This is a genomic window from Desulfovibrio piger ATCC 29098 (assembly GCF_000156375.1).
Lineage (GTDB): Bacteria > Desulfobacterota > Desulfovibrionia > Desulfovibrionales > Desulfovibrionaceae > Desulfovibrio > Desulfovibrio piger.
This window is the reverse complement of sequence record NZ_DS996359.1, coordinates 713797-726942: the sequence shown is the minus strand read 5'-3', so window position 1 is coordinate 726942 and position 13146 is coordinate 713797. Positions and strand designations below refer to the sequence as shown.

The following is a 13146-nucleotide window of genomic DNA, read 5'->3' as shown; positions in this document are numbered from 1 at the left end:
GGAAATGACTTTTGGGCGACATATAAGATAGCGCAGACGCCGGTGGTTGCCAAGCGTTCTCCCTGCCGCCAATGGCCGGGAAACAAGGGCTTTTTTTCCGTCACGCCTTTTGCTAGCATCGCCGCCGGCTGACCGTGCCATCCCGGCCGGTCGGGATAAAAAACCTTTGGCAACTGCTGTCCCGCACCTGTGGGGGACAGGCGGAGGCTGTATGAAAGTTATCATCATGTGCGGCGGCAAGGGCACCCGGCTGCGGGAAGAGACCGTCATCAAACCCAAGCCCATGGTCGAGATCGGCGGGCGGCCCGTACTCTGGCACATCATGAACATCTATGCCCGGTTCGGCTTCAAGGACTTCATCCTGCCCCTGGGCTACAAGGGCGAATACATCAAGCAGTATTTCCACGACTACAACATCCGCAACACGGATTTCACCGTGGACCTGCGCAGCGGCGCCATCACCCCCCATCCCCGCGAGATCGAGGACTGGCGCGTGACCCTGTGCGACACCGGGCAGGAGACCCTCAAGGGCGGCCGCCTGAAACGCGTGGCCCGCTACATCGATACCGACCGCTTCATGGTCACCTATGGTGACGGCGTGGCCGACATCGACATCAACAAGCTCATCGACTTCCACATGAAGTCCGGCACCATCGGGACCTTCACCGGCGTGCGCATGCCCTCGCGCTTCGGCACCGTGCGCACCGACGAGAACGGCAAGATCCTGTCCTGGGAAGAGAAGCCCGTGCTCAACGAGTACATCAACTGCGGCTTCTTCGTCTTCAAACGCGAGTTCCTGGACTATCTGGACGAAGACGAATCCTGCGATCTGGAAAAAGAGCCCCTGCAGCGCCTGGCCGCCGAAGGCCAGCTTTCCATGTACCAGCACCCCGGACAGTGGCAGTGCATGGATACCCTGCGCGACTCCATCAAGCTCAACGAGCTGTGGGACAGCGGCAAGGCCTTCTGGAAATAGATCCTTCCGGCGGGGCCGCGGCCCCGCCTTCCTCGGGGCGCCGTCCCGGCGGCCCTTCCCATTCTTCCGTCATGACGCCGGCGCGAGCGCGACCGGCAGGAGAAGACCATGTTTGCCAACTGCTATAAAGGCCGCCGTGTGTTCATCACCGGCCATACCGGTTTCAAGGGCTCCTGGCTGGCCGCGTGGCTGAGCCAGATGGGCGCCACCGTCTGCGGCTTTGCCGACTGCGTGCCCACCAGCCCCTCCCACTTCGAGGCCATGCATCTGGAACAGCACGTGCAGGACGTGCGCGGCGACATCCGCGACCGTGACGCCGTGATCCGCGCCATGAAGGAATTCCGCCCCGATGTGGTCTTCCATCTGGCCGCCCAGGCCCTGGTGCGCAAATCGTACGAAGACGCGCCCCTGACCTTCGAGGCCAACATGCTGGGCACCCTCAACATGCTGGAGGCCGTGCGCCAGTGCCCCAGCGTGGAAGCCGCGGTCTTCATCACCTCGGACAAGTGCTACCGCAACGACGAGTGGGTCTGGGGCTACCGCGAGACCGACCACCTGGGCGGCGACGATCCCTATTCCGCCTCCAAGGGCTGCGCCGAGATCATCGCCCATTCCTATTTCAAGAGCTTTTTCAAGGATGGTCCGGCCTGCGCCACCGTGCGCGCCGGCAACGTCATCGGCGGCGGTGACTGGGCCGCCGACCGCATCGTGCCCGACTGCGCCCGCGCCTGGGCCGCCGGTCAGGCCGTGCAGATCCGCAGCCCCTGGGCCACCCGCCCCTGGCAGCTGGTGCTGGAGCCCCTGTCCGGCTATCTGTGGCTGGGCGCCCATCTGCTGGGCGCGCGCAAGGGCCCCTTCGAGACCCGCGGCGAGGCCTACAACTTCGGCCCTGCCGCCAACGTCAACAATACCGTGGCGGAAGTGGTGGAGGCCCTGGCCCTGCACTGGCCCGGCTTCCGCAGCGAGATGGACAAGGCCGGACAGGCGGGCATGAAGGAATGCACCCTGCTCAAGCTCTGCTGCGACAAGGCCCTGGCCCATCTGGGCTGGAAAGCCACCCTGACCTTTGAGGAGACCATCCGCTTCACCGCCGAATGGTACCATCGTTTCTATCGCGGCGACGGCGCCAAACAGGGGTCCATGCTGGACTTCAGCCTGGGCCAGATCGCGGCCTATGTGAACGCCGCCGAGCAGCGCGAACAGCTCTGGACGAAATAGGACCGCCCGCCCGGTCTTCCGGGCGGGTCCGCTATCCAGAAAGGACATCCCCATGGAACGTTCCGAAACTTCGTGCCCGGACATGGGCATCGACGGTGTCCGCTTCCAGCCCCTGAAGGTCATCCCTACCCCCGGCGGTCCGGTGATGCACATGCTGCGCCCCGACTCTCCCCTGCGTCCCCACGCCGAGACGGCGGACGGAGAACTGCATCTGGGAGAAGTCTATTTCTCCGAGGTCCTGCCCGGGGCCATCAAGGCCTGGAAGCGCCACCGCCGGCAGACCCAGTACTACACCGTGCCCCACGGCCTGCTGAAGCTCGTGCTCTATGACGCCCGCCCCGACTCGCCCACCCGCGGCGTGTTGCGGGAAGTATATCTGGGCCGCCCCGACCACTACGGCCTTTTGCGCATCCCCACGGGGGTCTGGTACGGCTTCACCGCCGCCAATGACGAACCGGCCCTGATCTGCAACTGTGCCGATCTGCCCCACGATCCCGAAGAAGGCGAGCGCCTGCCCGCCGATACGAAGGACATCCCCTATACCTGGGGCTAATGGCGTATTTTTAGAAGGGGCCTTTTCCCATCTCCCAATATAAAAGGACGGGCGGCCGCCGGTTGAGCGACCGCCCGTCCTTTTTCTGCAAATATGGTTTTCCCCCAAGACCGGGAGAGCTGCATCGTGAGCTCCTCCACGACATGATGTCCGTCGCCCTTCCTGGCAAAACGCACTGGGAAGAAGCCCCGCCACCATCACTCACCGCCCGGCGAGCGGGTGGCCCCCTCGGACGTGTCCGTTGCGAGCGGAAAGCTGTGCAGGATCGACGGCAGCGCGCGACCGAAGGCAGCCCGAAGGGCTGTGCCCGTTGGCGACGGAGGAGCCTTACGGGCATCGACAGCAACGCGCGACCGAAGGCAGCCCGAAGGGCTGTGCCCGTTGGCGACGGAGGAGCCTTACGGGCATCGACAGCAACGCGCGACCGAAGGCAGCCCGGAGGGCTGTGCCCGTTGGCGACAGAGGAGCCCTACGGGCATCGACAGCAACGCCAAGGGCCTCTTCCCCCCGGAGCCCGCCGCCAAAGCGCACGAGGCTACACCCCGAAGAAACGGCGGGCGTTGTCGCCGCAGAGCTGCCAGAGCTCTTCGGGCTCCATGCCGCGGGCGGCGGCCATATGGCGCACGGTGAAGACCGTGAAGGCCGGTTCGTTGCGCTTGCCACGCCAGGGCACGGGCGAAAGATAGGGGCTGTCGGTCTCCAGCAGCAGGCGGTCGTCAGGGATGACGGCCAGGGCCTCGCGCACGGCCTTGTTGGCCGGATAGCTGACCGGGCCGGGGATGGAGATGTGCCAGCCGTTGCGGATGATGCGCCGGGCCATGTCGGTATCGCCGCCAAAGCAGTGCCACAGCAGCGGATAGCCGGCAAAACCGCGCGCTTCGAGGGTCGTAAGGGTCTCGGCCTCGGCGTTGCGGCAGTGGATGACCACGGGCTTTTCCAGCTCGCGGGCCAGTTGCAGCTGGTCGTGCAGGGCCTGGTACTGGATCTCCTTGGGGCAGTCGTCCCAGTAGAAATCGAGCCCGATCTCGCCCACGGCACGCAGGCGCCCATCCTCGGCAAAGGCGTCCCGGATGGCGGCCATGACCTCGGGCGTGCACTGCTGGCCGTCACAGGGATGGATGCCCAGTACGAAAAAGACCTCGGGGTGCGCGTCGAAATACGCACGCTTCTGCCGCCAGGTATCGGGATGCAGGAAGATGTTGCCGATGGTGGCCACACCGGCGGCACGGGCGCGGGCCAGCACCTCCTCGCGGTCGGCGTCGAATTCCTCGCCGTCCAGATGGGCGTGGCTGTCGCAGCCCACGCAGGGCAGGGCCTGGGTCAGGGGGTCGATACGTTCAACTTTCTTATGGCTCATGACGGATCCGGGATGGAGAGGATGCGGGCAACGCTGCCCCGGGGACGGACACCGCCCATCCCCGGCCGGGCGCCCGTCTGGCATGGCTTCTAGCAGGGGCGGCCGCGGGACGCAAGCCCCTGCCCTGCCGCGAAAAAGCCCCGTTTCAGGCATTGCCAGTCCCGGGACAAGGGCGTACACTCTCTGCGCCTATTGTCATTTTACGTTGAGAGGCTATCATGCATTTGCGAAAACGGGTTCTTGTCACTGGTGGTTCGGGTTTTCTGGGCTCGCATCTGTGCGCGCGTCTGCTGGACGAGGGGCACGAAGTCCTGTGCGTGGACAATTTCTTTTCCAGTGCCCGCTCCAATGTGGAAGAGCTCATGGACAACAAGCGCTTCGAGCTGCTGCGCCATGACGTGACCTTCCCCCTGTTCGTGGAAGTGGACGAGATCTACAACCTGGCCTGTCCGGCCTCGCCCGTCCACTACCAGCACGACCCCGTGCAGACCATCAAGACCTGCGTCCACGGCGCCATCAACATGCTGGGCCTGGCCAAGCGCCTGAAGGCGCGCATCTTCCAGGCCTCCACCAGCGAGGTCTACGGCGACCCCGATGTGCATCCGCAGCCCGAGAGCTACTGGGGCCATGTGAACCCCAACGGCATCCGCTCCTGCTATGACGAAGGCAAGCGCTGCGCCGAGGCCCTGTTCTTCTCCTACCGCCGCCAGAACAACGTGAACATCAAGGTGGGCCGCATCTTCAATACCTACGGCCCCAAGATGCATCCCAACGACGGCCGCGTGGTCTCCAACTTCATCGTGCAGGCCCTGAAGGGCGAGCCCATCACCATCTACGGCGACGGCAGTCAGACCCGCTCCTTCTGCTATGTGGATGACCTGGTGGAATGCATGTGCCGCCTCATGGCCACGCCCGACGACTTCACCGGCCCCGTGAACATGGGCAACCCCGGCGAGTTCACCATCCGCGAACTGGCCGAAAAGGTCATCGCGCTCACCAACAGCAGCTCCAAGCTGATCTGCGAGCCCCTGCCCGGCGACGACCCCAAACAGCGCCGTCCCGACATCAGTCTGGCCCGCGAGGTCCTGGGCTGGGAGCCCAAGGTCCAGCTGGAAGAAGGTCTGAAAAAGACCATCGCCTATTTCGACGAACAGATCCGCAAAGGTCTGGCCTAGATGTCCGTGTCCGGAGCAGGGGATGCCGACGAGCGCAAAGCCGCCTTTGGGCGGGCAGTGCGCCGCCGCCCCCGCTCCGGTCGAACTCATATATGGATGCGCCGCCCGGGGAAGGCGACGCAGGGGGGATCCGTACCGGCCGGTACGGACGCGCAACCACAACCCTTGACGGACAGGGAGTCCGTCTGTCCGTCCGGCATGGGCGCTGCAAGTCTCCGGGGAAGGAGCGCTCGGACCATGCCGCCAGAAAAGTTTCCACAGATGCGGTCCTGCCCATGGCAGGGCCGCATCGTGTACTTTGACGGTCTGAATGTCGGAGTGTGCTCATGTTTTTGATTTTACTGGCTCTGTGTGTACTGGCGGTCAGTGCCGCCGGTCTGGGGCTGCTGGCTTTTGCCCGCCCCACGCCCGCCACGACCCGGCTGGCCGATTTGTTCGGTCCTCTGGGGGCCGCCTGCGGCTGCGCCCTGGGCATGGCGGGCCTGTTCACGGACAGCTGGACGGGCAGCCTGCTGTGGACCCAGGCCTGGGGCCTGCCCGTGGGCAGTCTGAGTCTGGGGCTGGACGCCCTTTCCCGCGTCTTCCTGCTGCCGGTCTTCGGTCTGGGCTTCGTCTGTGCCTGTGCCGGGGGCATCTCGCTGCGCCACACCCGCGCCAGCGAGCATAACCTGGCCGCCCACTGGCTCTTCTATCTGCTGCTGGTGCTGGGCATGGCCGTGGTCATGATGGCCCGCGACGCCGTGCTCTTCCTGCTGGCCTGGGAAGTCATGTCCCTGTCGCCCTTCTTCCTCATCGACTTCAACGACAGCGACCGCAACGTGCGTGACGCCTCGTGGGTCTATCTGGTGGCCGCCCACCTGGGCGCCGTCCTGCTGCTGGCCTTCTTCGGCCTGCTCTGGCAGAACGCGGGCGACACGGCCTTTGCCGTCCTGGCCCTCAAGGAAGGCCCCGTGGTGCCGCTGGCCTCGGTCCTGTTCGTGCTGTCCCTGCTGGGCTTTGGCGCCAAGGCCGGTATCGCGCCCATGCACGTCTGGCTGCCCGAGGCCCACCCGGCCGCGCCCAGCCACATCTCGGCCCTGCTCTCCGGCGCCATGATCAACGCCGGTCTGTACGGCATCATCCGCAGCTGCGAATTCGTGGCCCCCCTCAGCGCCGCCCCGGCCTGGTGGGGCTGGCTGACCCTGTTCCTGGGGCTGGGCACGGCGCTGATGGGCATCCTCAAGGCCCTGGCCCAAAGCAACCTCAAGCGCCTGCTGGCCTACTCCAGCGTGGAGAACATGGGCCTCATGCTCATGGGCGTGGGCGCCTGGCTCATCGGCAGCCACAGCGGCAACAGCTGGATCGGCACCCTGGGCCTGGCCGGCGCCATGTTCCACATGCTCAACCACTCGGCCTTCAAGGGCCTGCTCTTCCTCACCGCCGGTGAGGTGCTGCACGCCACCGGCACCGTGCGCATGGAGCTGCTGGGCGGCCTGCAACAGCGCATGCCCCTGGTGGGCGCCGCCTTCGGCATCGGCGCGGTCTCCATCGCCTGCTTCCCGCCCTTCAACGGTTTTGCCGGCGAGTTCGTGCTGGCCCTTTCCCTGCTGGACGGTTCCAGCCTGCCCGGCGTGGAACAGCAGCTGGGCCTGCTCATGGCGCTGGTGGTGCTGGGCCTGGTCTCCGGTCTGGCCGCCGCCACCTATGCCAAGGCCTACGGCATCACCTTCCTGGGCGCGCCGCGCAGCCGCTGTGTGGAAGAGGCCCACCGCCCCCGTCCCCGCGATCTCTGGCCCCTGGCCATCCCGGCCTTCCTCTGCGTGGCCGGCGGCCTGGCTTCCGGCCACTGCTTCCGCTGGCTCATCAGCACGGTCAACGCGCCCCTGCCCGATCCGGTGGCCGGACAGCAGGTCATGCTGCGCGTGGCCGACATGCTGGGCACGGTCTCGCTGGTGGGCATGGTGCTGCTGGCCCTGGTGGCCGCCCTGTGGCTGCTGCGTAAGGCCTGCATCGCCGGCCGCCTGCGCCGTGAAGAGACCTGGGGCTGCGGCTACCAGTACGGGACCCCGCGCGTGCAGTACACGGACGCCTCCTTCTCCGAGCCGCTGGGCCGCATCTTCGGCGGCGCCATGGGCCTGAAGGTGCATCAGGAGCTGGACGGCCGCTACTTCCCCGGCAAGGCTTCGGTGGCCATCTCCGCCCCTGACCGTCTGCGTACGGGCCTGTTCACGCCGCTGTTCGAAGGCGTGGAAAAGCTCTGCAACATGTGCAAGATCCTGCAACACGGCAAGATCCATCTCTATATCCTTTACATCCTCGCCACGCTGGTGGCGTTGCTGGCCTGGGGGCTGCACGCATGAGCGATCTCGCCTTCTACTGTTTCCAGTATGCGCTGGCCCTGCTGCTGGCGCCGCTGCTGCCGGGCATCATAGCCCGTATCAAGGCCAAGGTGGCAGGCAGGCACGGCAAGCCTGTGCTGCAATTGTACTTCGACATCTTCAAGGGCCTGCGCAAGGGCGAGGTCATCAGCCAGGTGACCACGCCCGTCTTCACGCTGGGCCCGGTGGTGGGCCTGGCCACGGTGCTCTGCGCCCTGGCCCTGCTGCCCCTGGGGGGCATGGCCTCGCCGCTGCGTTTTTCCGGCGACTTTTTGCTGGCCGCCTACCTGCTGGGCCTGGGCCGCTTTTTGACCATGCTGGCCGCCCTGGATACCGGTTCGTCCTTTGAAGGCATGGGCGCCAGCCGCGAGGCCGCCTTCTCGGCCCTGTCCGAGCCGGTGCTCTTCCTCTGCCTGCTGACCCTGGTGGGCGTGGGTTCCACCCTGGGCATGCACGATGCGCTTTCCCTTTCCGGCATGCTGGGCGGCCGCCCGGCCCACGAATGGCTGCTGGGACGCGCCGAACTGCTGCTGGTGCCGGTGGTCTTCTTCGTACTGCTGCTGGTGGAGAACAGCCGCATCCCCGTGGATGACCCCACCACCCATCTGGAGCTGACCATGATCCACGAGGTCATGATCCTGGACCACTCCGGCCCCAGCCTCTCCTTCATCGAGTACGGCGCGGCCCTCAAGCTGTGGTTCTTCGCGGCCCTGCCCGCGGGCATCCTGGTGCCCGACCTGCCCCTGTGGCAGCAGAGCCTGTGCTGGCTGGCCTGCATCTTTGCCGTGGCCGTGCTGGTGGGCATCGTGGAATCCGTCATGGCCCGTCTGCGCATGCAGAAGGTGCCCGTGCTGCTGGGCGGCGCGGCCGTGCTTTCGGCCCTGGCCCTGATCCTGACCCAGGTGAGGTAAATCATGAGCGCTCTTTTCCAGTTCTTCCTCTTCCTGCTGACGCTCAACAACCTGGCCCTGCTGGGCATGGGCCGCCTGCGCACGCTCATCAATCTGGTGACCGCGCAGGGCATCCTGCTGGGCGGCCTGCTGCTCATGCATGACCATGCCCTGCTGGCCGTGGCCGTGCTGCTCATCAAGGGCGGCCTGCTGCCCTGGCTGCTGCACCGCACCCGCCGCCAGATCGGTGCCGACCCGCACATCAAGCCCCGTCTGGGCTTTGGCCTGGCCGTGCTCACCGGCCTGGCCTGCCTGGTCTTCTCGCTCTGGCTGGAAGGCCGCCTGCCCATGACGCCCGGCCTCTTCCCGCCCCTGCTCCTGCCCGCCGGCCTGACCACGCTGTTCTGCGGCCTCCTGCTGGTGGTGGGCCGCGCCACGGCGCTCTCGCAGGTCATGGGCTATCTGGTGGCCGAAAACGGCATCTTCCTGCTGGGCATCCCGCTCATGACGGCCGGTGCCGTCTGGTTCGAGCTGACCCTGCTGCTGGATATCTTCGTGGCGGTCTTCGTCATGGGCATCGCCATCAACCACATCAGCCACACGTTCGAATCCATCGACGTGGGCTTCCACGACCTGCGCGACTAGGGGGCGACCATGCTGGAATGTCTGCTGTTTGCGCCCCTGTGCGCCGGACTGCTCATGCTGCTGCTGGGCAATACCACCGTCTGCCGCGGCCTGCTCTTGCTCACGGCCGTGCTGCACACGGCCCTTTCCGTCAAACTGGCCGCCGATGTGAGCGGCGGCCTGCATCCGCAGGCCCTGGCCGGTCTGCTGGCGCCTGACGCGCTGGGCACGCTCTTCCTCGTGCTGGCCAGCGTGCTCTTTCTGGTGGCCTCGGTCTACGGCGTGGGCTACCTGCGCGACGAGGCCCTGATCACCGAACGCACCAGCATCCTGGACGGCCGGGCCTTCACTAATGCCCCGGAACGCCGCTTCACGGCCTGCCTGTGCTTCTTCCTCTCGGCCATGACGCTGGTCACCACCACGCGCCATCTGGGCGCCCTGTGGGTGGGCATCGAGATCACCACCCTGTCCAGCGCGCCCCTGATCTACTTCCACCGCCACAAGCAGTCGCTGGAAGCCACCTGGAAGTACCTCATCATCTGTTCCGTGGGTATCGCCCTGGCCCTGCTGGGCAACATCCTGCTTTCCGTGGCTTTCTACGAGCCCGGCGTGCCGCCGGTGGAGAGCATGGACCAGGTGGAGGCCTTCCGCCATCTGGCCCAGCAGCGCGCCGAAGCCCTGGCCGTGCTGGATGCGCCCCAGAGCGCGGCCACCTATCTGCCCTGGCTCAAGGCGGCCTTCATCTTCCTGCTGGTGGGCTACGGCACCAAGATGGGCCTGGCACCCCTGCACAACTGGCTGCCCGACGCCCACAGCCAGGCCCCCTCGCTGGTCTCGGCCCTGCTGTCCGGCGCCCTGCTCAACTGTGCCTTCCTGGGCATCCTGCGCGGGCACCAGATCATGCTGGGCGCGGGCCTGGGCGGCTTCAGCGGCACGCTGCTGGTCTTCTTCGGCCTGGTCTCCATGTTCGTGGCCGCCATCTTCATCGTGGGACAGGGCCACTACAAGCGCATGCTGGCCTACTCCAGCGTGGAGCACATGGGCATCCTGGCCCTGGCCGTGGGCCTGGGCGGCGCTGCGGCCTTCGGCGGCATGCTGCACGCCATGTGCCATTCGCTGACCAAGTGCATGCTCTTCCTGCTGGCCGGCAACATCCTGGCCCGCTACCACACCTATTCCAGCTACGACGTGCACGGCCTGCGCTGGACCATGCCCGTCACCGGCGCCCTGTGGATGGGCGGTTTCCTGGCCATCGTGGGCTCGCCGCCGTTCGGCCTGTTCGTCAGCGAGTTCCTGATCCTCAAGGGCATCCTGCAGCAGGGCCAGTGGCTGGTGGCCGCCCTGTACATGCTGGCCCTGGCCATCATCTTCGTGGGCATGTCCGTGGCCGTGCTGCGCATGTTCCAGGGCACCCGCCCCACCGACATGCCCGAATGCCCGCGTGAGTCCGCCCTGAGCGTGCTGCCGCCCATGGCCCTGGGCCTGTGCGTGCTGCTGCTGGGTTTCTGGATGCCCGACGGCGTCGAAAAGCTGCTGCGCGCCAGCGCGGCCCTCATTGGAGGCTAGACCATGCGTTTTTCCTATGCTTCCCCGGCCAGACTGGCCGACATCCCCTGTCTTGACGCGGCCTCCCTGCGGGCCGCCATCCTGACGCAGGTGGCACACGGCTGGCGCGTGCTGGCCTTCTTCGGCCTGCCCCGGGCCCTGTACGCCCAGGGCGAACTGGCGCTGGTGGCGGGCAATACGGCCGCAGCCGGCCTGTGCTGCGTCATGGCCCATGACCAGCAGCAGGAACTGTGGGCCTCCCGCTGCCTGCCGCTGGAACGCTATGCGTCCATGAGCCAGGAATGCCCGCAGCTCCAGCGCTTCGAGCGTGAGGTCTACGAGGCCTGGGGCATCGTCCCCGAGGGGCACCCCTGGCTCAAGCCCGTGCGCTACACCACGCCCGCCTCGGGCGCGGAACGTCCCGGCCCGGCCCAGTGCGACCACTACCGCGTGGAAGGCGGCCAGGTCCATGAAGTGGCCGTGGGCCCCGTGCATGCGGGCATCATCGAGCCCGGCCACTTCCGCTTCCAGTGCTACGGCGAGAACGTGCTCAATCTGGAGATCAGCCTGGGCTTCCAGCACCGCGGCGTGGAAAAGATGCTGGCCGGCGGCCCCCACCTGCGTGATGCCGCGCTCATGGAATGCGTGGCGGGGGATACCAGCGTGGGCCACTGCACGGCCTACAGCGTGGTGCTGGAACGTCTGGCGGGCGTCAGCGTGCCGCTGCGTGCCCAGCTGCTGCGGCGCATGGGCCTGGAGTTCGAACGCCTGGCCAACCATACCGGCGACCTGGGCGCCATCGCGGGCGATACGGGCTTTTTGCCCACCTCGTCCTGGAACGGCCGCATCCGCGGCGACTTCCTCAACATGACCGCCGAGATCTGCGGCAACCGCTTCGGGCGCGGCCTGGTCTGCCCCGGCGGCGTCAACTGGGATCTGGATCCCGCTGCCTGCCGCGGCCTGCTGGACCGCCTGCGTGCGGGCTGGCGTGACGTCAAGGGCGCCGTGGACGTGATGTTCGCCTCGCCCAGCGTGCTGGACCGTCTGACCGGCACGGGCTGCGTCAGCCTGCGTACCGCCGAGGACTTCGGCATGGTGGGCGTGGCCGCGCGTGCCTGCGGCCTGCCGCGTGATGCCCGGCGCCATGCGCCCCTTTCCCGCCTGCCGCTGGAAGATACCGACATCCGCACCGCCCAGGGCGGCGACGTGCTGGGCCGCGCCACGGTGCGCCGCCTGGAAGTGGCCGACTCCGTGCGCCTGGTGGAAGCCGACCTCCAGCATCTGGCCCGTCTGGGCGAAGAGGAGAAGCTCCGCGAAGGCGAGAGCGATGCCGCCCTCTGGCGTGCGCCCATGCCCGAGGCCCTGCCCGGCGGCATGCTGGCCGTGGCCCAGGTGGAAGGCTGGCGCGGCGAGCTGTGTCATGTGGCCGTCACGGATGCGGAAGGCCGCTTCGGCGTCTACAAGATCTATGATCCTTCGTGGCACAACTGGAGCGGTCTGGAAATGGCCCTGCGCGGCGAACAGATCTCCGACTTCCCGCTCTGCAACAAGAGCTTCAACCTTTCCTATTGCGGCCACGACCTGTAGGCAGGAGGACTGACATGCTGGACATCTTCAAGGAACGCCTGCACCAGAAATACAGGACGCTGGATTTCCCCCACAAGGCGCCGGGCCTTTCGCCCCGCTACATGGGACGCCCCGAGATCGCGGCCGGGGACTGCGGCTCCTGCCGCGCCTGCCTCGACGTCTGCCCCACCGGGGCCCTGCGCAAGCTCTCGCCCGCCGAGCCCGGCCCCGCCGGCGAGACCGACGGCATCGCCCTGGACATGGGACGCTGCCTGTTCTGCGGAGCCTGCGCCCGTGCCTGTACCGCGGCACGCGGTGAGGGCCTGATCCGTTTCACCAGGGACTACCGCGTGGCCGCCTTTGCCCGTGAGGACCTCATCGTCACGGCCCGGCCCCGGCCCCTGCACAAGCCCAAGGCCTGCAACGGCCTGTTCTCCCGCTCGCTCAAGCTGCGCGAGATCAGCGCCGCCGGCTGCAACGCCTGTGAGGCCGATACCAACGTGCTGGGGACCCTGGTCTATGACCTGGGCAAGTTCGGCATCAACTTCGTGGCCTCGCCCCGCCATGCCGACGGCATCCTGGTCACCGGCCCCGTGAGCCGCAACATGCGCGAAGCCGTGCTGGCCACCTGGGCAGCCGTGCCCGAGCCGCGCATCGCCATCGCCGTGGGCTCCTGTGCCATCTCCGGCGGCCTTTTCGCCGACAGCGACGAATGCTGCGGCGGTCTGCCGCCCCTGTGCGACGTGCAGCTCTTCGTGCCCGGCTGCCCGCCCAGCCCCTGGAGCATCCTCGACGGCCTGCTGCGCCTGAAGTCGGAAAAAGACGTGCTGTAAGAATGATATTGAGGGGAGGGGGAACCCCTCTGCTGACGCGAGGAGGGGTTTC

Annotated in this window: 11 protein-coding genes; 10 read left to right on the top strand and 1 reads right to left on the bottom strand. The window is 66.9% G+C overall.

Going from position 1 to position 13146, the window contains the following annotated elements; translation table 11 throughout:
• Positions 1–211 precede the first annotated feature (211 nt).
• The 3 genes from rfbF (at position 212) to DESPIG_RS09695 (ending at position 2747) form a co-directional block, all read left to right on the top strand.
• Entirely contained in the window at positions 212–976 is a 765-nt protein-coding gene (gene rfbF, locus DESPIG_RS09705; RefSeq protein WP_006008053.1) for a glucose-1-phosphate cytidylyltransferase, read from the top strand.
• A gap of 108 nt (positions 977–1084) precedes the next feature.
• Complete coding sequence (gene rfbG, locus DESPIG_RS09700; protein WP_006008051.1) at positions 1085–2194, top strand: CDP-glucose 4,6-dehydratase; 1110 nt, start codon at positions 1085–1087, stop codon at positions 2192–2194.
• Between the two features lie 52 nt (positions 2195–2246).
• Complete coding sequence (locus DESPIG_RS09695; protein ID WP_246118347.1) at positions 2247–2747, top strand: dTDP-4-dehydrorhamnose 3,5-epimerase family protein; 501 nt, start codon at positions 2247–2249, stop codon at positions 2745–2747.
• Between the two features lie 535 nt (positions 2748–3282).
• Here the strand turns inward: DESPIG_RS09695 and DESPIG_RS09690 are convergent.
• Positions 3283–4104: a TatD family hydrolase gene (locus tag DESPIG_RS09690; protein ID WP_006008045.1), complete on the bottom strand. Its 822-nt coding sequence runs from the start codon at positions 4102–4104 to the stop codon at positions 3283–3285.
• 218 nt (positions 4105–4322) lie between these two features.
• Here DESPIG_RS09690 and DESPIG_RS09685 point away from each other — a divergent pair, with 218 nt between their 5' ends.
• From DESPIG_RS09685 to DESPIG_RS09655, 7 genes are all read left to right on the top strand, one after another.
• Positions 4323–5279 (top strand): UDP-glucuronic acid decarboxylase family protein, encoded by a 957-nt coding sequence (locus DESPIG_RS09685; protein WP_006008043.1) that lies wholly within the window; start codon positions 4323–4325, stop codon positions 5277–5279.
• Between the two features lie 326 nt (positions 5280–5605).
• Positions 5606–7618 carry a proton-conducting transporter transmembrane domain-containing protein gene (locus DESPIG_RS09680; RefSeq protein ID WP_006008041.1) on the top strand — a complete coding sequence of 671 codons (2013 nt, stop codon included), beginning with the start codon at positions 5606–5608 and terminating at the stop codon, positions 7616–7618.
• The gene (locus tag DESPIG_RS09675) at positions 7615–8547 is read left to right on the top strand and encodes a respiratory chain complex I subunit 1 family protein (RefSeq protein ID WP_006008038.1); all 933 of its coding nucleotides are present in this window, start codon (positions 7615–7617) and stop codon (positions 8545–8547) included. Before DESPIG_RS09680 ends, DESPIG_RS09675 begins: the two co-directional genes overlap by 4 nt.
• Positions 8548–8550: 3 nt before the next feature.
• Positions 8551–9171 carry a hypothetical protein gene (locus tag DESPIG_RS09670; protein ID WP_006008036.1) on the top strand — a complete coding sequence of 207 codons (621 nt, stop codon included), beginning with the start codon at positions 8551–8553 and terminating at the stop codon, positions 9169–9171.
• 9 nt (positions 9172–9180) lie between these two features.
• Positions 9181–10716 (top strand): proton-conducting transporter transmembrane domain-containing protein, encoded by a 1536-nt coding sequence (locus tag DESPIG_RS09665; RefSeq protein ID WP_006008034.1) that lies wholly within the window; start codon positions 9181–9183, stop codon positions 10714–10716.
• Between the two features lie 3 nt (positions 10717–10719).
• Entirely contained in the window at positions 10720–12282 is a 1563-nt protein-coding gene (locus DESPIG_RS09660; RefSeq protein WP_006008032.1) for a hydrogenase large subunit, read from the top strand.
• Between the two features lie 14 nt (positions 12283–12296).
• Positions 12297–13094: an NADH-quinone oxidoreductase subunit B family protein gene (locus DESPIG_RS09655; RefSeq protein ID WP_006008030.1), complete on the top strand. Its 798-nt coding sequence runs from the start codon at positions 12297–12299 to the stop codon at positions 13092–13094.
• Positions 13095–13146: the final 52 nt, after the last annotated feature.

What these genes read in the sequence shown, in the direction of transcription:
- DESPIG_RS09660 (WP_006008032.1), top strand. Translation starts at nt 10,720, where the DNA reads ATGCGTTTTTCCTATGCTTCCCCGGCCAGACTGGCCGACATCCCCTGT.
- rfbG (WP_006008051.1), top strand. Translation starts at nt 1,085, where the DNA reads ATGTTTGCCAACTGCTATAAAGGCCGCCGTGTGTTCATCACCGGCCAT.
- DESPIG_RS09690 (WP_006008045.1), bottom strand. Translation starts at nt 4,104, where the DNA reads ATGAGCCATAAGAAAGTTGAACGTATCGACCCCCTGACCCAGGCCCTG.
- DESPIG_RS09670 (WP_006008036.1), top strand. Translation starts at nt 8,551, where the DNA reads ATGAGCGCTCTTTTCCAGTTCTTCCTCTTCCTGCTGACGCTCAACAAC.
- DESPIG_RS09695 (WP_246118347.1), top strand. Translation starts at nt 2,247, where the DNA reads ATGGAACGTTCCGAAACTTCGTGCCCGGACATGGGCATCGACGGTGTC.
- DESPIG_RS09665 (WP_006008034.1), top strand. Translation starts at nt 9,181, where the DNA reads ATGCTGGAATGTCTGCTGTTTGCGCCCCTGTGCGCCGGACTGCTCATG.
- DESPIG_RS09685 (WP_006008043.1), top strand. Translation starts at nt 4,323, where the DNA reads ATGCATTTGCGAAAACGGGTTCTTGTCACTGGTGGTTCGGGTTTTCTG.
- DESPIG_RS09680 (WP_006008041.1), top strand. Translation starts at nt 5,606, where the DNA reads ATGTTTTTGATTTTACTGGCTCTGTGTGTACTGGCGGTCAGTGCCGCC.
- DESPIG_RS09655 (WP_006008030.1), top strand. Translation starts at nt 12,297, where the DNA reads ATGCTGGACATCTTCAAGGAACGCCTGCACCAGAAATACAGGACGCTG.
- DESPIG_RS09675 (WP_006008038.1), top strand. Translation starts at nt 7,615, where the DNA reads ATGAGCGATCTCGCCTTCTACTGTTTCCAGTATGCGCTGGCCCTGCTG.
- rfbF (WP_006008053.1), top strand. Translation starts at nt 212, where the DNA reads ATGAAAGTTATCATCATGTGCGGCGGCAAGGGCACCCGGCTGCGGGAA.